At 40.6% G+C, this 19,757-nt stretch carries 15 protein-coding genes; 8 read left to right on the top strand and 7 right to left on the bottom strand.

What is annotated here, in order from left to right:
- Positions 1–149 precede the first annotated feature (149 nt).
- The 5 genes from K2W90_02225 (at position 150) to mutL (ending at position 6,281) form a co-directional block, all read left to right on the top strand.
- Positions 150–2,150, top strand: coding sequence for a sodium-translocating pyrophosphatase (locus K2W90_02225; protein ID MBY0353158.1), 2,001 nt, complete (start codon positions 150–152; stop codon positions 2,148–2,150).
- A 172-nt stretch (positions 2,151–2,322) separates the two neighbouring features.
- Positions 2,323–2,856, top strand: coding sequence for a hypothetical protein (locus tag K2W90_02230; protein ID MBY0353159.1), 534 nt, complete (start codon positions 2,323–2,325; stop codon positions 2,854–2,856).
- Positions 2,847–3,467, top strand: coding sequence for an LPS export ABC transporter periplasmic protein LptC (lptC, locus tag K2W90_02235; GenBank protein ID MBY0353160.1), 621 nt, complete (start codon positions 2,847–2,849; stop codon positions 3,465–3,467). The genes K2W90_02230 and lptC overlap by 10 nt, the downstream gene beginning before the upstream one ends.
- A gap of 9 nt (positions 3,468–3,476) precedes the next feature.
- Positions 3,477–4,328: a hypothetical protein gene (locus tag K2W90_02240; protein ID MBY0353161.1), complete on the top strand. Its 852-nt coding sequence runs from the start codon at positions 3,477–3,479 to the stop codon at positions 4,326–4,328.
- Between the two features lie 87 nt (positions 4,329–4,415).
- A complete protein-coding gene (gene mutL, locus K2W90_02245; protein ID MBY0353162.1) occupies positions 4,416–6,281 on the top strand; it encodes a DNA mismatch repair endonuclease MutL in 1,866 nt (621 codons plus the stop codon).
- Positions 6,282–6,285: 4 nt separating this feature from the next.
- Here the strand turns inward: mutL and K2W90_02250 are convergent, their stop codons facing one another.
- The 6 genes from K2W90_02250 to K2W90_02275 all read right to left on the bottom strand — a co-directional run bounded on the left by K2W90_02250 (position 6,286) and on the right by K2W90_02275 (position 14,272).
- A complete protein-coding gene (locus K2W90_02250; protein ID MBY0353163.1) occupies positions 6,286–8,490 on the bottom strand; it encodes a bi-domain-containing oxidoreductase in 2,205 nt (734 codons plus the stop codon).
- Between the two features lie 41 nt (positions 8,491–8,531).
- Positions 8,532–9,839, bottom strand: a complete 1,308-nt coding sequence (locus tag K2W90_02255; protein ID MBY0353164.1) for a nucleotide sugar dehydrogenase — start codon at positions 9,837–9,839, stop codon at positions 8,532–8,534.
- A 37-nt stretch (positions 9,840–9,876) separates the two neighbouring features.
- Positions 9,877–11,058, bottom strand: a complete 1,182-nt coding sequence (wecB, locus tag K2W90_02260) for a UDP-N-acetylglucosamine 2-epimerase (non-hydrolyzing) (protein MBY0353165.1) — start codon at positions 11,056–11,058, stop codon at positions 9,877–9,879.
- A gap of 134 nt (positions 11,059–11,192) precedes the next feature.
- Complete coding sequence (locus K2W90_02265; GenBank protein MBY0353166.1) at positions 11,193–12,035, bottom strand: hypothetical protein; 843 nt, start codon at positions 12,033–12,035, stop codon at positions 11,193–11,195.
- A 90-nt stretch (positions 12,036–12,125) separates the two neighbouring features.
- Positions 12,126–13,112 (bottom strand): hypothetical protein, encoded by a 987-nt coding sequence (locus K2W90_02270; protein ID MBY0353167.1) that lies wholly within the window; start codon positions 13,110–13,112, stop codon positions 12,126–12,128.
- Between the two features lie 80 nt (positions 13,113–13,192).
- A complete protein-coding gene (locus K2W90_02275) occupies positions 13,193–14,272 on the bottom strand; it encodes a peptidyl-prolyl cis-trans isomerase (protein MBY0353168.1) in 1,080 nt (359 codons plus the stop codon).
- Positions 14,273–14,438: 166 nt separating this feature from the next.
- On the opposite strand from K2W90_02275, the gene K2W90_02280 reads away from it, so the two are divergent.
- From K2W90_02280 to K2W90_02290, 3 genes are all read left to right on the top strand, one after another.
- Entirely contained in the window at positions 14,439–15,725 is a 1,287-nt protein-coding gene (locus tag K2W90_02280) for an APC family permease (protein ID MBY0353169.1), read from the top strand.
- Between the two features lie 4 nt (positions 15,726–15,729).
- Positions 15,730–17,013, top strand: coding sequence for an APC family permease (locus K2W90_02285; GenBank protein ID MBY0353170.1), 1,284 nt, complete (start codon positions 15,730–15,732; stop codon positions 17,011–17,013).
- A gap of 75 nt (positions 17,014–17,088) precedes the next feature.
- Positions 17,089–18,405: an amino acid carrier protein gene (locus K2W90_02290; protein MBY0353171.1), complete on the top strand. Its 1,317-nt coding sequence runs from the start codon at positions 17,089–17,091 to the stop codon at positions 18,403–18,405.
- A 16-nt stretch (positions 18,406–18,421) separates the two neighbouring features.
- Here K2W90_02290 and K2W90_02295 read toward each other — a convergent pair whose 3' ends face one another.
- Entirely contained in the window at positions 18,422–19,756 is a 1,335-nt protein-coding gene (locus tag K2W90_02295) for a hypothetical protein (protein MBY0353172.1), read from the bottom strand.
- Between the last annotated feature and the right edge of the window lies 1 nt (position 19,757).

Raw genomic sequence — 19,757 nt, forward strand, 5'->3', positions numbered from 1 at the left:
TGTAACGTTTGGTTTTCTAAATGGCAATTTTGTTCAAAGATCATTTTTTTTGCGCGATATATTTACAAAAAATGTAGGTGTTTTATGCTGTTTATCTACGATTCGGAGATTTTTCAGTGAATGTATGTATAACCCCAGAGGAGCCATCAATGGATTTGATGTCATATTTTTACGTTTTTATGGCAGTTGCTGCAGCAGGACTTGTCTTAACAACGGCGATCTATCAACATATTATCGGTTTTAAAAACACTGATAAAAAGTCAGCGCATATCGCTGGGCTTATTCGCAGAGGCGCAATGACTTTCTTGCGCAAAGAGTATTCAGTATTAGCATTTGTTATCGCTATAGCCTTTGTTATTATTGGTTATGTTTTTAGTATGCATGCCGCTCTTGCGTATACTTTTGGCGCGTTGTCTTCAATGTTTGCTGGTTATATTGGTATGCGCGCAGCAACGCACGCAAACGAAGCAACAACCATTGCAGCAAAAAACAAAGGTGAGCGCGCAGCATTTTTGGTAGCGCTTCTTGGCGGTTCAGTGATGGGCTTTGTTGTTGCATCACTTGGCTTACTTGGTCTTGGCGCGTTGTTTTATCTTTTTGTTGGTGGTGAAAGAATTGTCTTCATTCGCATTCTGACATGCTACGGTCTTGGTGCAAGCTCTATCGCACTCTTCGCTCGTGTTGGTGGCGGTATTTTTACCAAGGCAGCAGACGTTGGTGCTGATATGGTTGGTAAGGTTGAGTTGGGCATTCCTGAAGATGATCCACGTAATCCTGCTGTTATTGCAGACAATGTGGGTGACTGTGTTGGCGATACAGCCGGTATGGGCGCTGATATTTTTGAATCATATATAGCGTCTGTTGTGGGTGCTATTGCTTTGGCTTTAACAACCTATGCTGGCAGACTTGAATATATTTCATTGCCAATTATGTTGTGCGCTATTGGTCTTGTGGCTTCCATGATTGGCCTTGCATCATCATTTATTTTTAGACTTAAACTTTCAGCAATGTTGCATAAAGCTGCTTATGTAGCGATTGCTACGTTTATTGCTGGTTCTTATGCATATATGAATTGGCTTAGCTTAGACATGGCCTTGTTTGGTTCTATCGCACTTGGTGCGGCAGCTGGTGTGGTTATTGGTTTAGTAACCGACTACTACACAAGCGGCAAGCCGGTAAGACAATTGGCTGAAGCATCACAATCTGGTGCTGGTCCAAATTTGATTTTTGGTTTTTCCATTGGTTTTGAATCATTGGTTGTACCTGTTTGTGCTATTGCACTTATTATCTTTGCGTCATTCGAATTTTTTGGCGGTTTGTTTGGTGTTGCGTTGGCAGCTGTGTCAATGTTGGCAACCGTTGGTATTACCATGACAGTAGACGCTTACGGTCCAATTGCTGATAATGCTGGCGGTATTTCTGAAATGTCTGGCTTTGGTCCAGAAGTTCGTAAAATTACCGATAAGCTAGATTCTCTTGGCAACATGACGGCAGCGCTTGGCAAAGGCTTTGCAATTGGTTCTGCAGTGTTGGCTTCGTTGGCAATGTTTGCGGCTTATTGCGAAGAATCAAAAGTGCCATCACTTGATCTGATTGATCCATTAGTTATTACCGGTTTGTTTATTGGCGCAACATTGCCTTACCTTCTTTCAGCATTTACCATGCGTTCAGTTGGTAAAGCAGCATGGCAAATGGTTGAAGAAGTTCGTCGCCAGTTTAAAGAAATCCCTGGCTTGATGGAAGGCAAGGCTGAGCCTGATTACGAAAAATGTATCGATATCAGCACTAAGGCAGCTTTGTGGGAAATGATTTTGCCAGGTGTTATTACTATTCTTGCGCCAGTTGTTATTAAGTTTGGCTTTGGTTTAAACACGCCGATGTCTGGTAACGTGGCTCTTGGTGGCTTCTTGGCAGGCGCTACCATTTCTGGTGCATTACTTGCGCTGACCATGGCAAACAGTGGCGGTGCTTGGGATAACGCAAAGAAGTACATTGAAGAAGGACACTTTGGCGGCAAGGGTTCTCCTGCGCACAAGGCAGCCGTTGTTGGTGATACCTTGGGCGATCCGTTCAAAGATACTTCAGGACCATCTCTTAATATTTTGATTAAGTTAATGTCAGTAATTTCATTGTTGTTGGCAACAATCTAAATTACTGTTTTTCTAGTATTCAAAAAGGCGCGCGTTAAAAAAGACGCGCGCCTTTTTTTCAATAGATACTGCTTTTTTTAGTGATCTTGATTTTTTTAAATTATCCTTTAGTCTACAGCGCGAACAGAAGAAATTTTCAACAGGAAGTAACATTTCAGACAAGGAGTAATTCATGAAAAAAAACAGTTTGTTTTTTGCCGCTCTGGTAGCTGTATTTAGTGCAAGTAATTGCATGGCAGCAAAAATTACGCAGGCGTTGGTTCTTGATTGCGACACAGAAACAGGTCAAGTGCAAGTTCTTTCTATTGAAGAAAAAATTGAACAATTAAAAAGAGATCTTCAAGAACAAGGTGTTGATGTTCAAGATCTTCTTAATGATATGAGAGAAGACGTTGACCAGGAAGAGCAAGAGGCGCGAAATGACGGTGCAAATTGGTCGAATAAACAAAAAATGTTGCATCATGTTCTTAAAATGCTTTACCATGGACTTAGCCTTGGCAAGGCAACAATATTTTTTGTAGTGAACGATGTTGTTGTTCCGTATGTTCCGCGCATTGGTACTTCACTAAAACAAATGAGTTTTGATTTACTTGAAAAAGCGCAGCAAAAAAGTAGTGTTTTGTATGCTCAAGCTCAAAATAAATGGGCAATCATGAAAAATAACCTGAGCAATTCTGTTACCACTGAAGTTGGTTCATGTGCGTAATTAAAAAGAAAACGGTTTTACGGGCAGTCTTTGCGATTTTTTTATTCGCAGGCCTGCCCTCTTTTGTTGTGGGCCTTGATCCTTTTTCAAAAATTACCATAACCAGCCAACAGATGCGGTGCTATCCTGCGCCGAATCAAAAAAAAGCCTTTACGTTTGATTATCAAGAAAATGTTAAAGCAACGTTTGCCGACCAAAGTTTTATTACGGCAAACCTGTTGTCGGTGATTTTTGATACAAAAAAAACTCTTACCGGTGACGACACGTCTAAAAATCAGTTGTCACAATTTCAGTCGATTATTTTTGAGGGCAATGTTAAGGTTGTGCGCCAAAAAAATACCGTTACTGCTGACAAGGCAGAAGTTTTGCTGGTCAACAATACGTGCCGGTTTCTTGGCAATGTCCGGGTTGAGCAGCATGACCCAAAAATGCCAATGGTCCTAACCAGTAATTGCGCTTTCTTGAATTTAAAAACGGATGTCGTTACTTTCAGTGGTAGTCAGGTAGAGCCAGTGAGTACCACCATTAATTTGGAAAAGCATGCGGCGACAACTCGAGAAAGGAGGTTGGAGCGCATACGCAAGAAGCGGTTAAAAAAGGGGTCAGGATAGGAGATTGTTATGAAAGTAATGAGATATATTCTAGGGCTTGTGCTGATTCTAAGTGTAGGCCAAAATTCTTTGTTTTCTGCGGCAGATGGTCTTTTTGAAATAGAAGATGTTGTGCATGGTCTTTGTACCAGTAGTTCTTCAAGTTCTCCAGGTTCTTCGATAGAAGATTCCGATTCTTGTAGTGATGACGAACAAAAATCAGATATGGGCTATGTTTATTTTATGGCCAACAAGCAATGGTTGATTAGTGTTATCGGGCACGATGGACAAAGAGAGCGATTTATTTCGCCGCCAGCTGCCGCCGAACATGGTGTACAGATAAAAACGGCTCTTTTCGAATCGTTTAGTACTTCGCCAAAAAACAATCATAAATTTATGGAGCGCTATAAAACAGTACTAGAAACACAAGCGCATTTCATTTCTTTTATTCTTATTGATCCGCGAAAAATTTATCAAAAAGCTGTTGAAATTGGTCTAACACCGCAACGGGCTTGTTTTTTTAAAGTTCCAATAGAACGGCTTCGAGGAAAGTTGAGATTTAAACCGAGTTGTATTGAGGGAACCTTTTTAATGGGAACTAATTCGGACGCCTATCGTGAAAAATTGGAGCATGCATTTTTCAATTATTACGAGAAATTTGGTTGTGTGTCAGAGGTTTTGCATGCAATGTTTGATACTTATTTTAAAGAACGCTTTTTGCAATTTCATGAGCTTGAAGAGCCATCGCTTCCTTTGACTATTCATTTGATGGCGGGTAAAGAATTTAATAGAACACCGAACTATCTTTATGGTTTAGATACTATTTTGGTTGAAGAGCCGGTTAATATTACCGATCTTGAAGCAATAGATTGGAGTAAATAGCTTTAATCTACCGCTTGTTAACTGGCGTTCTTCGTGCTAGGTTTACTCTCCAAAAGTTAATTGATTTGGGCAAACCGGGAAATGTCAGTGAACAAAATAAAAATTCTTGCACCTCACGAAGCGCAAAAAATTGCCGCAGGCGAAGTTGTTGAGCGCCCTGCCAACATTGTTAAAGAATTGATCGAAAACTCGCTTGACGCGGATGCTGGGCACGTTGCTTTGTATTTTGAGCAGGCAGGCAAAACACTCATACGGATTGTTGACGATGGCTGCGGTATGAGCCCAGAGGATGCGCGCTTGTGCTTTGTTGCGCATGCAACGAGCAAAATTGAAAAACTTGATGACTTGGCAACGCTGAATTCATTTGGTTTTCGCGGTGAGGCGCTAGCAAGCATTGCAGCCGTGAGCAAAGTAACGCTGATAACGCGCTTGCACGACCATGACCTTGGCACCAAGCTGGTGTACCATGCTGGTGTGCTGGTGCATGAAGAAGCGGTTGCCTGTGCAGCTGGTACTGAATTTTTAATTGAAGATCTCTTTTTTAATATTCCCGCGCGCAAAAAATTTCTTAAACGTGACGAAACTGAGTGGAACCATTTGCTCAATTTGGTTCAAGCTTTTTGCTTGAGCAATTTGTTGGTCTCTTTCAAAATGTTTCATGACGGTAGGCTGGTGCTCAATGCTCCCGCCGTAAAAACATTGCACGACCGTGCAAGCCAATTGTGGGATTATAATTTTTCTCAAAACTTGATTGAGCTTGCAAGTGTGCCTGCACACAAACAAGATAGTTGGTTCAGTCTGCGTGGTGTTATTACCGGCCAGCATTTTTGGCGCTATGGCCGTACGCAGCAATTTTTCTTTGTTAACGGTCGCTGGGTTAAAGACCACGATTTATCAAAGGCATTGTTGAAGGGTTACCAAAACGTTTTGCCGCCCGGCAGGTTCCCAGCAGCGTTTATTTTTGTTGATGTTGAGCAAGAATTTGTTGATATTAACGTTCATCCTAAAAAAGAAGAAGTGCGCTTTACCAAGCCGGTAACGGTGCACATGCGTTTGCAAGAGCTGGTTAAAAATACGCTTGAGCAAAGTGTGAGTAAGCGTTTGCAAAGTGTTCCAACGCTCATGCCAGCTGAACCGGCACAATTTGTGAGTATGCTGTCGACAAAGCCGCGTGAATATTATGAACAGGCTGAAAGTAAGCCACTCCCAACGCCGTGGCAATCTAGCAGTACAGCTTCTTTTGTGCATGATTTTGCTGCTCAAAACGTGCAAGCTCAACCAGCAATTCAGGAACAAGAGTTTGAGTCTGCCCTGCCTGTTTGTCAGCAAGAACCTGAGTACACGCACGTTGCTCAACCGGTAGTGCCGTTTGAACTGAGTGCAAAATTGATAGGACAGCTTTTTAAAACGTATTTAGTTTTGGACCGTGAGGAAGAGTTGGTAATTATTGACCAACATGCGGCGCACGAGCGCATTTTGTATGAGCACTATTTAAAAAATTTCGAACAAAAAGAGGGCGTCGCCCTACTCTTTCCCGAGTTGGTTCAGTTACCCGACGATTTGCTTAAACTTGTTGTTGCCGAGCGTGAATTCTTTTTGCAGCAAGGTATTGAGCTTGAACAATTTGGCAAAAATGAAATCGCTCTAAAATCATCGCCACCTGGCATTCAAAACCATTCATTGCGTGAGTTAGTATTAGAGATTGCATCGTTTATTCAAGAGCATGAGCGGTTAGATCGCGATGTTTTTAGAAAAAAACTTAATGAGCACACGCATGGTCAAATGGCGTGCAAAGCTGCAGTTAAAGCTGGTGACGAGCTGAGCGAAGAGCAAATGAAGCAGCTTGTTTCAAGTTTGAAAAAAACGAACAATCGCTTTATCTGTGTGCATGGTCGTCCAACTACCTGGACGCTTTCTAAGCACGATTTAGAAAAACATTTTAGACGCTGTTAGCCAGCTATTGTGTATTATGCGGTTGTTCGCCAGTGTACGGCAATTTGCGGCAACCGCCGCCAGAGCGCGCTAGTAAATCAATAACAAGACTAAGTTCTGTTGCATCGGCAATACGTTCAAAAGGTGTTGGCGATGGCGTTTGGGGTGTTTTTGCTGCATTGAAAAACTCTTCAATTAAAGTAACATGTCCTTTGTCGGCAGTACGTACTTTTTTGTTAAAAGCGAGTGGTAAGCCGTAGCCTGTTAATTCAGTAAAGTCGTTCATAATAATTGTTTTGCCATCAAAAAAGAGCTCCATATATTCTTTGCCTGCAGCCCCGCTGCCAAGTGAGGTGTACATAAAAGAACAAAAAGAACCATCGCTCATGTTGATACTGGCAACAAAATTATCGGTTGTTGGAATATCAGGGCCAAGTGTGTTCATGGAATAAACTGAAACAACTTGTGGCCGGGCGTTGGTTAAAAAGCAGAGCAATTCAAAAATGTGGCATGCTTCGCCAATAATGCGGCCGCGGTTAATGTTAGACTGAATCCAATGTTCTTTTGGTAAAAAGCCCGCGTTGAGGCGATAATGTATTGCTAGTGGGTTGGTGCGCTTGCTTACTACTTCGTAAATATCTTTGATAAATGGCGAAAATGAGCGGTTAAAATCGACGCAATAGAGTGCTTGCGGATTTGCTTGCATAAAATTTTTCAAGGCGTGAAACTGCTCAAAATTTACCGCTGCCGGTTTTTCTACAAAAACAGCCTTGTTGCTTTTTAGGCAATCAATTGCTTGTTGTGCGTGTAAATGGTGTGGCGTTGCAATAACAACGGCATGTACGTTCTCGTTCATTAATAATTTGCGATGGTCATTGCCAACTAACGAAGAGCCGTATTGTCTGGCAACATTTAAAGCGTTTGCCTGATCGGTATCTATAATTGAGCTGATGGCAGTTTTTGATAACTTGGCAATAGTTGGCATAAGCTTTATTTTACAAAAACCGCCAGCGCCAACTATGCCAACGTTGAGCGTGTCTTTGGGCGGAGTGTACTGATAGCTTTTAGGTTCATATTCTTGCTGGGTAACCAAATATGAAAGTGGTTTTTGTTCCGAAGCAGCATAGTTAAGAACGAGGCCAAGCGAATTTTTTTGTTGTAAATACTGAAATGCTTCTTCAGCTTGTTCAACATCAAATTCATGAGAAATGAGCTTTTCGATGCAAATTTTTTCTTTTTCGATCAGTTCTAAAAAGAGCTCCATGTTGCGGTTTTCGGTCCAGCGAACGTAGGCATATGGATAGTCATTGCCATCTTTTTCGTAAGCGGGATCGTAACGGCCAGGGCCGTAGGAGCATGAGATTAAAAGATCAATTTCTTTGCGGTAAAACTCTTCGCGATCAAAATCAATTTTTACATCACCAACCAAAATAACACGGCCTTTGCGGCGGGTAATTTTCATGGCTTGTTCTAATATTTCACCACTAGAAGCACTGGCGGTAATAATAGTTGTATCAACGCCAAAATGATTTGTGGCAATAGTTATTTCTTGAACAATGTCACTTTCTCGAGCGTTTAAGCAGATATCAGCGCCCAATTTTTTTGCCAATCTAAGTTGTCGTTCTTGAATGTCTACGCCAAAAACTTGCACACCAGAAAGCTTTGCAAGTTGGGCGGTAATTTGGCCAATTAAGCCAAGCCCTATCACGCACACGCGTTCACCAACTTGTAGTTGTGCTCGCCTAATTCCCTGCAGTGCAATGGCACCAATAGTGGTAATGCTCGCCATTTTTAGATTTTTTTTATCGTGCAATCGTACCGCTAATTGTGGTGGGACTGCTATAAAATCTGCGTGGTTGGCAATGCCTGCTCCTGCGCATGCTACATAGTCGCCAACGGTAAAGCGTGTTACTTTACTGCCAACTTGTACCACTTGACCAGAGCATGAGTAGCCAACGGGCAAAATTTGATTGTTTTTACTTTTAATTAAAGCAAGTGTGCCGCCAAGACCATTTTCTTTGATGGCACCAAAAACTTTATTGGTATTTGCGGTGACATTGCGATTAAATTTTTGTAGTAACGAAAGGCCTGAGGCGTTGAGTGTTGCCCCTTCAGTTCCACTGCTAATAAATGAGTGGTGTACATGTACCAACAATTCTTGATCACCAATTTGTGGGTGATCAACGTTGTGGACACACGCGCGTCCTTTTTGAAGAAATACTTGCCTCATTACTATTCTTTCTTTTTTTTCTTGAAATTGTTCCATAGTTTTTAGAACGTTATGTTTTCAAGATTACAACTTGCTTTGGTTGCTCCCGTAAGAAATTTTTGTGTTTGGTGTTTACCCATTTCATGAAGCAAGCCGCACGAGTCGATAATAATTTTATTACACAAAAGCTCGTGTGGTATCATTTTAAATTCATCATGCTTAACTAAAATGAGAATAATATCCGTTTCGTTTATTTCTTTTCGTAGGTTGGTTGCAAGTTCTATGCCGAGCACTTCAACGTGCTCTCGGTCAACATATGAATCATAAGCGGTAAAGTTAAGCATATCTTTTTTCTTGCTTAATTGTTGTGCAATAAAAAGAGCGGGCGATTCTCGAATGTCGTCGACATTTGGTTTAAACGAAAGGCCAAGGCCTAGGATATTTGCTTTGGTTTTATTGATTTCGTTGAATTCATCAACTTTTTGCAAGAGTCGTTCAATAACGCTCAAGGGCTTGTTATTGTTTACTTCACGCGCGGCCTGCAATAATTTTGTGTCGTTTGGAAAGCTGTCAATTAAAAATGCCGGATCAATGGCAATGCAATGGCCGCCAACGCCGCAGGTAGGGTTTAAAATGGAAACGCGCGGATGTTTGTTGGCAAGTTCAATAACCTGGTAGGGGTCAATACCGGCCGTGTAGCACATTGATGCTACTTGGTTTGCAAAGGCAATTTGTACGTCGCGTGAGCTGTTTTCAACCAGTTTGATCATTTCTGCTGTTTTGTCGTCGGTGACGTGCAAGAAGCCTTTTACAAACTTTGAATAAAACAGATAAGCAAGTTCGCACGATTTTTGGCAAATGCCGCCAACAACGCGATCATTTTCAACAAGCTCTCTAAAAAGAACACCAGGCAAGCCACGCTCTGGGCAGTGTGTGATAAAAAAATCGACGCTTTGTTTTAAGCCCGACAAATCTTCAATGTGTTTTGCAAGTTGTTCGGTAGTGCCTACCGGTACCGTTGACTCAATGATAATTAAATTGCCAGGCATAAGACGTTTTGCAATATATTCGCAGGCCTTAAAAACATATTGTAGATCTGGGCTGCGATTTGGCTTAAGTGGGGTAGGGACAGTAACAAGAAAGCAGTCAGCATACTCTAAATTGGTACTTGCTTTAAAGTTTTTCTTTTTTAAAGCATGCAGTAGGCGCTTTTTTATTTCTGGTTCAAGAATTGTTGGATCGCCTGCATTAATACGTGCAATTTTTTCACTGTTGATATCAAAACCAAACACTTCATAGCCGCACTCCGCTGCCAAAATTGCAGTAGGTAGACCTATGTACCCAAGCCCAAGAATAGAAATACGCTTCATTACCGTTTCTCCAAACCGTTAATTTTTTTAGTTTCCATTATAGCACAACATTGCTATTTTTCAGGGTTTGTTTTTTTTGTATGTCATTATGTTGAAGAATAGTTGTTTTTATAATGGTAACAATTCGTTGGCAGGCATTACCATCGCCATAAATAAAAGTAGGAACCATTTTGTCTGGTTGTGCTGTGTAATAATTTGCCATGCCTTGAGCGATTAATGCTTCGTCTGTGCCCACCAGTAGGGCGTGTCCTTCCCAAACTCCCTCAATACGTTCTGTAATGTCGCGTAATATGAGCACTTTTTTGCCAACGCTAATCGCTTCTTCTTGAATGCCGCCAGAGTCGGTCATAACCCAATTAACTGAAACAATCAGATGAATAAGGTCTTTGTATTCAAGAGGCGGACAGCAGTAAATATTTTCTAGTTCTTTTAATCCGGAGGCTTCTAGCGCTGCCAAAACATTGGGGTTGGGATGGAACGGATAAAAAATAAAAAGGTCTTTATGTTGTTGTCCAAATTTTTTAACTGTTTTAAAAATGCGAACCAGGCCACCATCAAATGATTCGCGGCGGTGTGCGGTGAGCAAGATTGGCTTTAGACTCTTTTCTTGGCATAATGCTAGTTTTTGTTGAATGGCTGGATCAATGGGTATTTGTTGTGAGTCAATGCGCTCGCGAATGGCATTAAGTGCGTCAACAATAACATTGCCGGTGCAAAAAATTCCTTCGCGCGCAACGCCTTCAGCCAACAGGTTGGCAACGTTAAGCGCTGTTGGTGCAAAGTGATACGTTGCAACATTACTAATAAATTTACGATTAATTTCCTCCGGAAATGGAGAAAATTTGTTGCCGGTGCGCAGGCCTGCTTCAAGGTGTCCTATTGGTATTTTGAAATAAAAAGCAGCCAGTGCTGCGGCAAAAGCAGTTGTTGTATCGCCATGTACTAAGACAAGTTCAGGATTAAGTTCTTGAAATACAATCTTCAACTTTTCAAGAATTGTTGCGGTTAAATAAAACAAATCTTGGTCTTTTTTCATGATGTTTAGTTTGATGTCCGGTTTAACATCAAAAAGATCAAAAACTTGTTGCAACAAACTATCGTGCTGAAATGTTGCGCAGAGGATGGTTGGTATGCCGGCTTTTTTGAGTGCAAGATAAACTGGCATGCTTTTGATGGCGCCAGGTCGAGTTCCAACAACAACAACGACTGGTTTTTTCATAATCTTCCCATCTACCTCTTTTTTAACAATTATCTTAACTAAAAGACAATCATCATTGAAAGATAGCAAAGGGTGGCAAGAATGCAAGAAAAAGTGCCATCAAAGAGCAGCCTAGTATTTACAATAACAATGTATTAGATATTAAGAATTATAGGACCCGTTGCTTGTTGAGCAAGTCTTTCTTTCAACTCACGGTCTTTCTTTTTTTCTGAAGATTCATGCCAACGATCCTGTTTTTTTTGATTTTGTTTGGCTGCTATTTCACGCTCTTTTATTTGTCGGTCACGTTCTTTTTCTAAGTGCTTTTCGTGCAACGTAACTTGAAATTGATAAGTGCTGTCGTTTACCAAAATGTTAAGTCTTTGTTCAAGAACTTCTGCCAAAACGCCAATTTTTTCTTGCTGTGTTTTGCAGCGCGTGCACAAGTCGCCGTATTCAGGCTTACCGGCAGCTTCACTGCCTGAAGCACTGAGTAGGCCGTAGGCCGTTGTGAGTGCATTTTTCATAGTTGTATATTCGTTACGTGCCAAAACAAGAGGCCAGCTGCTGCCAAAGCGTCCATTGGCATGGCTAATAATTTCATCAGTGCTTTTAAAATTACGTGCAATCAGCGAATCAGTTTCAACAAAATAAATTAAGTCGCTTGCAGCTCTAAAGCGCCCGGTTGGCGTAAGAGTATGAAGATATTTATTAAGAAAATACCAAGAAACACCGCCCACGCCCAAACCAACCAAACTAGAAATAATGAGTTTGTTTGAGTTTGTTAAATGAGAAAAATCTAGTTTTTTTGGAACATTGTTTATGTCTATAGTTGTTGGACGAGTGTTCAGAATCAATGAAGTAAGCCAGGCAGATAAAGCGCCTGCAGCAACCCCGCCACCGATAGCACCAAATGTTGCAGTGTTTTCGTGAATGGCGCAAAGAGGTGAGTTAACTAATGCAAGCGAGCAGAATGCAATCATATAACGACGTTTCATAAAAACTCCTATTTTTTTTGAAACAGTTTTATTATTAAAAAACAAGTGGCAGCAATTTAAATAACTGCTGCCAAAATGTCAATTCAAGTTTTAAAGCGTTACAATAGTTGCTTTTTCTTTGATGTCGCACATCAATTGTTCAAGAAGCTTGTCGCGTTTTTGATTGCGCAATTGTGATTCAATAGCAAAATAACATTCGTCCAATGTTTTAATGCGTTGTTCTTCTTTGTCTGCAAGTAAGATGCTGTGATATTTTTCTTGTGATTTGATTGGCTTGGAAATAAACCCTTTTTTCATAGCTAATACCGAAGAGTATTGCTCATCAATTTCATTTTTCTCAACCCAGCCCAAATCTTTCCAGGTAATTTCTTGAGTCTTGAGAAGCTTTTTATACTCACTAATTTTATCTTCTGGAATCGCAGCAATTTTTAAATGATAACGAGCTGGTGCAAACGTTGGATTGTTTTTGTAGTGTGCTTCAACTTCTTGTGAAGTGATTACAACTTTTTCACTAATTTCTACGCGCTTCAAGTTTTCAGCAGCCATCAAGCGGCTGAGTTGGCGTTTGTACATAGCCATGTTAAAGCCGTTTTCTTTGAGCTGTGCTTCAAAGTCATCGTCAGACATATTTGCCATACCACTTTGAATTTTAAGATTTACAATTTGGCGGTTGATGTCTGGCACGGTTGGGATCAAGTGTCGCTCGACTGCTTTTTGGCAGAAGAGTTCTTCGTCAATCATTTCATTAAGCGAATAAAAGCCGCCTTCTTTGCCTAGTTGTGGTTGTTCAAGATGTGACTTTAAAATGTTGTTGCCGTTGACGCGCACCATAATTTTATCAATTTCCCAGCGTGTACGTTCTTTTTTTTGCTCGGATGGTGTTGTTGTGGCGGCTGGAGTGGTTGTTGCTATCTTGGTTGGTTTTGGTGCAGATTCAGTTTTGATGGCTGATGTTTTTAAAGGTTCTGCTTTTTTTGCGAGAGAAACCTTTTTTGGATGAGCCATTTTTTTCTTTTTTGCAATTGCCAGTGAGTGCCATGAGGTAAGAATTACGATGGAAATTAATAACTTTTTCATGGAAATGCCTCTGTTGATAAAAAAAAGGACGAGCGAAAACTCGTCCTTATATAGTACTTTTCTTGCTTTTTACTACCTACTTATACAGCCGTGGCTGCTGATTTTTTATCAGCTGGTTTTTCGGTTGCGCCACTTGCTTGTGCTGCCTTTTTAAATTGCTCTGCCAATGCTTCAAGGTCAGATTTTTGTGAATCTTTGAAGAATTCTTCGTCGCTAGAAATATTCATATTTGCTTTGATTGCTTTAAGTTTTTCATCAAGTTTTTCTCTGAACTGATTATTTTTCAGGATATTCAAAATTTGTGGCTTAATTTCATCAAGTGCAAAATATGTTGTTTCTTCTTTATCTGAAACGTGGATAACCCAAAATTCTTTAGCAACTTTTACTTTTTCAACGGCAGGAAGATCCATCAAAGCAAACGCAGTATCTTTAATTGGGCCAGGAACGCTGGAAGCGCCAAAGCCTTTTTCTTCAGCTTTGTTAACGCGGCCAAAGCTTTTTAGTTTTGCTTTGCTATTTGCTTTTGCCAATGTGTTAAATTCATCTTCAGATTTGCCTTTTGCTTGTTCTTTGAAAGCATTTGCGTCAGCTTCGTTTTCAAAACGAGCCCCAGAGACAAGAACGCCGCCGGCTACCTTAACAAATTGTTCTTTGTTTTCGTTGAAATATTTTTGTGCGTCATTGTCTGAAGCGTTAATGCCTTCAAATACTTCTTTTTCAAAGAATTGTACTGTTAATGAATCTTTAACAAGCTTTTTCATATCTTCATAGGCTTCAATAAATTTAGGATCTTTTTGCAAGCCAGATTCTTGAGCATTAGTAATAATGACCTTTTGTTTAACCAGTTCGTCAAAGAACTTTTTCTTAATTGAAGCAGGTAGTGATTCAGCACCAGCGCCACGAAAGTATGGGTTTGCTTGCAGCATTTGCTGAATGCTTTGATTGAAATCTTTTTCGGTGATGACTGGAGTGCCGTTGATGCTGCACAAGACTTTGCCGCCGTCTTTAGCAGCTTCTTTAACTAAGGACCGCATGGCTTTTGGTTTTGATTCTTCTTTGGATCCGGTGAGCTTTTCTTTGATAGTATCAACAACAGAGCATCCTGGCAAAACAACTACAGTAAGGGCAAGAATGACCGATTTGATTGTTGTGTTTTTCATAAAAAATCCTTAATATAACCTAATATGAGTGTCACACCTCTGTACTAACTCTACACAAAAAAGCATATCAATCGTACCATACGAACTTAATTTTGCAAGGGTGGCGCCTGCGTGAGTATTTTTTTCACAAAGCGGCAATTTAACAATAACTGAAAGGTTTTTGCCAATGAAAGAGCAAGGTTCAATTTCATTTTTGTCCGCAGTGTTAATGAGCATTAACATTATTGTTGGTGTTGGCATTTATTTTGGCCCACAAATTATGACTACTCGCGCTGGTTCTATGAGCTTTTTGGGCTGGCCGCTGGTGGCACTTATGCTCTTTCCGGTCATTTGGGGTGTAGCTTTGGCTGCGCGGATGTTCCCAGGGGGTGGCAGTTTTTACAATTACTGCACACAAGGTATTAATAAAACGTTTGGCGTTATTGCTATTTGGGCATATTTGTGGGGCTTTATAGCCGTTGCTGCAACGCAAATATTGGCATTTCGCGATATTTTGGTTGCACAATTTCCTACGCCGATTTGGCATGAATATAGCCTGCTTTTGAATATTGGTTTTGTTTTAACCCTCGCGCTTCTTAATTTAGTTTCAGTGGAGCTCATTAGTAAGATTCAGAGTGTGGTAACTATTATTAAATTACTTCCCATGATTTTGGTAATTGTAATTTTGCCATTTTATTGGGACAGTTCGTACGTTTTTAACTTTAGCGATGTAAAAAACTTGGGCTTTGCAATTCCGGCAGCAATTTTTGGCTATAGCGGTTTTGAAAGCTGTAGCAACATTAGCCACATGCTCAAGGGTGGTTCACAAAAAGCCTTTGGTGTTATTTTAACAGGTTTCTTTGTGGTTGTTTCTTTGTATGCATTATTCCATCTTGGTGTCTTGCACATTATGGGTGCTGCTCAGTTGGCTGCTCAAGGTGTGCCCGCCTTCACCAACTTTTTGGGCTTTGAATCAGCAAATGTGTTGTGGTTTATGCAACGTGGGTTGACCGTTATTTTGCTGTTGAGCTTTGCTAACGCAGTTTACGGGGTAACGCTTTCAAATATTACTAACTTTTTCAACATGGCGCAGGAAAAACTTTTTCCGCATCCAAAAAAGTTGACCAGTGTTAATCACTACAACCGCCCCGTTTATGCTATTTTTATTGTTGCTTTCATAACGTTTGGTTTTATTACCTTTATTCCAACGACTGAAATTTTGTTGGCCATTTCAACATTGGGTGTTCTTACTGCGTACACGCTAACGCTCTTAGCGGTTGCTCGTGTTCAAGCAAAGCAAAAAGATTACTTTAAAATGGTGCTTACTTCTCTTGGATTTGGTTCATGTGGCGCTCTTGGTTATTTTTCTTGGGTTTCTATTGAAGGCAGCAATATGTTGCGGCTTTGCTATGCAAGTCCGTTACTTATTGGCGTTGCCGTTGGAACCTTTTTGTATTTAAACAAGAAAAAATAAATTTATGACAAAACAACAAACCATTCCTTTTTGGATAGCCGTTATTATCAATATTAATATTGTTATTGGTGCCGCATTCTTTTTGGGAGCCCAATCAATTACTCTAAAAAGTGGGATATTCAGTCCATTTGCATGGCTTTTTTGTGGCCTTCTTTTACTGCCGTTGGTCGCGGTTTTTGCATGGTTTGCTAAGCGACATCCCGAAGCTGGCGGTTTGTATGTGTATAGTCAAAAATCGTTGGGCAGTTTTTGGGGTTTCTTGAGTGGCTGGGGCTATTTTGTGGGCACAACTGCAGGTAATGCTGCGGTGATTCACGCTTTTTCAAGTTACCTACAAAATGTTGCATCGGTGCACCGTGTGCTTTTGCCCTGCGGCCTTTTAGGGTTAAAATTTGATTTATTGTTGGTACTATTTTTTACCCTGCTCAATGTGATTAATATTCAATTTATGGAGCGTGCGCAAATCTTTTTTGTTGTCATGAAAATGATACCCATGTTGGTGCTGGTTGTTGGTGCGTTATTTGTTGGTACTGGCACATCATATGTTGCGCAAGCATGGGATTTTTCGAACTTTTTTGAAACGATTCCTATGGTTTTTTTTGCTTACGTTGGCTTTGAGGCCTGCTGTGCGGTGGCCGACAAAATTGGCGATAGTCAGCGTAAAGCTTCCGCAGTGATTTGGTCGTCTTTTGGTATTATCATGCTGGTCTACGTTGTGTTGCAGTTTTGTGCTTTGCGCGTTCAGGGTAGCTTTGATGTTAATCCTTTTTTGCACGCAATAGGCTTGTTTACCAGTGATCCGGTTGTAGCAGATTTGCTCAGCAATATTGTTTATGCAACGATAATGCTTTCGTTTTTGGGTGGCTTTTATGGCATGTATTTTTACAATAGTTGGAATTTGTATGCTATTGCTCAGGACAAAAATATCATTGGTGGTTCTTATTTGACCAAGTTAACCAAAAACCAAATCCCCTGGGTTTGCTTGATGGTGCAGTGTTTCTTGCTTAGCATCTTTTTGTTGTTGACCACGGCAGACAGTTATTTGGTGGTGATTGGTGATTTTGGCGTTACCATTGGCTACTTGCTCACAACCGTAGCCTTTTTTGTGGCCAGCAAAAACAAAATTGTTGCGTTGGCGGCACTCTTGAGCTGCTCATTTTTACTGTATTTATGTTCTAAGTCGTTGGTTGATGCTGGCATGTACAATCTGATTCCGTTACTCATTGTTTTGGGAATAGGGATTATTGTTTACAAAGGCAAGCAGTTTTTGAATCAGCAGTGTTCTTAAGTCCAGTAGCGCGTTTATTTGATAATGACCCGTTTTTAATTGAGCAATCAAGAAATCTTACAAAAAGGATCTGTTATGCTGTTTGGCTATTCAGTTAAAGAATTGAGCGAAAGTTTATTATTAGTCCCGCTGCTTTGCCTATTTTTTGGCAGCATCTTTTTGTCATTTAAAACGGGCTTTGTGCAGTTGCGTATGTTGCCACACATGGTTCGCTTGCTTTTCAAAAGTCTCTTCAGGCAAAAAAAAGAAGGCGAGCATACGGTGTTGGCACACAAAGCGCTGTTTACCGCCATGTCGACAACCATTGGCATTGGTAACATCGTGTCTCCTGCAGTGGTCATTCGTCTTGGTGGGCCAGGCGCCCTGTTGGGTTTTTTGATTGCTATATTTTTTGGCGCGGCAACAAACTTTGTTGAAGTTACCTTGGCAATGCACTATCGCACCAAGCGTGAAGATGGTTCGTACAGCGGCGGGCCCATGGAATATTTGCGTCAAGAGTTTCATCCAAAACTGGCAGCAATTTATGCTTTTTTGGCAGCAATCTTGCTCATGGTATGGTCGAGTAATCAAGCAAACACGCTGGCCGATATTTTGCAAACGTACGGCATGCCAACTGGCATTACCGGTTTGTTAATGGCAGGTTTGGTAACGTTTTATTTGATGGGCGGTATTAAAAAAATTGGTAACTTGTCAGCTAAGTTGGTGCCGTTTATGTTTTTATTATACTGTGGGGCGGCGCTTTGGATTATTGCATTGAATATTGAACGCGTGCCGGCTATGTTTGGTTTGATGTTTGAATCGTTTTGTACAGCACATGGTGCCACGGGTGTTTTGCTTGGCTATGGTTGGCAAAAGATGTTGCGCTGGGGTATTGCCAACGGTATTTATGCTAGTGAAGCAGGCATTGGTACGGCAACTATTCCACATTCCGAATCGGGTGCGCAAAATGCTTTTGATCAAGGTGTTTTGTCCATGGTCAGTGCTTACTCGATTGGCTTTATTTGTTTGCTCAGTGGTTTGGTTATTTTGTTGACCGGTACCTGGCAAGATCCAAGTGTGAGTCTTGGCATCAACATGGTGGCCGTTGCGTTTGCGCAATACTTCCCAGCAAGTTCAATTATTTTGGTTGCCAGTGTTTTCTTGTTTGCATTTGGCACTATTTTGGGTAACTCGTTTAATGGTAGCCAGTGCTATGTGTATCTGACAAAAAATCGTGGCATGGGCTTTTATTATATCTTGGTTGCTGCAATAGTTTATATTGGCTCAATTTTTGATGTAGAGCTTTTGTGGACAATCAAAGATTTCTTTGTTGTGCCGGTAGCGCTTATTAATTTGTTTGGCATTATTGTTTTGGCGTGCAAGCGCAAAGATATTTTTACATTCAAAAAATAAAGATATTTTCTGCGTGTTAATTAATGCAGGTTCCTAATGCTAAAAATCTAAAATCTGAAGCATTAATTAGGCTTGCCATGCGCATAGCGCACACTTCTTGTTTGCCAACTGGCTCGTGTAATTGTTTAACAAATAAGGTAAGGTTTTGAGAAAATTTATGTGGCTCAATACCCCAACCGTTCAAACAATCTGGCAATGAAATAAAGTAAAGTTCATTAAAAGAAATAACTAATGCCTTTGCTTTGTGTGCTATAAAATCGGCTTGTTCTGCAAAGCGGCGTTCAAGTGAGTAAGTACCAAGTTTATTGTTTTGCTCGTCAAAAATATCCCACGTGGTAAAGCTTTTTTCAAGAGCGATAATTTGGCCGTCGGCTAAGCGTGCCTTAAAAAATGATCCTAAAGGTTTATAAAGCGATCGGCGCAAGGTGATTTTTTGTTCGCCCGAATCTATTGTTAAACAGTCACCAATGCCCCCATCAGAGCCCTCGCCTTTGATCAGCCATTCCCATTCGTTGGTATAATATTTTGGTTGTGAAGGCAGTTGCGGGTCTACGATAGTAATATTGTAAACGCCGTTTTTAAGCAGTTGTAAAACATCGCTGCCGCCCGCAATATACACAATTTTTTTGCCTTGGCTGGCTTGTTCTTTAATATTTTTTAATGCTTGAGCACTCCAGTTTTTCCACCCCGTCCCTGCTAAGTGGTACCATATTGTTGCATACAAAAGGCGTGCCGCTGGGAGATTTTTTTGTTCATTGAGCATGTTTTGAAAGATTGGAAACGTTTCAGGAGAAAAACAAAAACGAAAAAAGCGATTTGCTATTTCAAATTGAAGTTCTGTTCCCACGGCTATATTGTTGATGGTATAAGGAAATAGTGCGTTGAGTAGGGCTGTATAAGAATCGATTGTTTGATTCCAGTTTTCGTGAGATTCTTGCTTTGCCAAGGTCATTTCTGATGCAAAATTATGATCATTGAGAAATTGGATAAAAGCCAATATGTCCTGTTCCAGCAAGTCGTACAAATCGGCTATATTTTTTTTGAATGTTGCATCTAAAAATGGCCGAAATTGGTGACCATGTTCGTTGATAGTGTTGTTGGTCAAGCTGATTAAAAATGGGCGCAGGTGGCGCAGTGCGTATATCTTGTCTTCGTATATTCTTTTGAATGATAGTGAAAAAAATGTGTCTAATAAATTTTTTGCGTCTTGAATGTTGTGCTGAGCAAAAACTCCTTGCCATTCATGCCATTTTTTAAAAACGTCAGCTTCGCTTTTTATGGTGATAGTTTTGGCGTTAGTCCATGCAAACAACAACGCAAGAGCGAGTAGATAAGCTTGGCGCATGTTCATG

The organism is Candidatus Babeliales bacterium (assembly GCA_019749895.1).
In the GTDB taxonomy this organism is placed as follows: Bacteria; Babelota; Babeliae; order Babelales; family RVW-14; genus AaIE-18.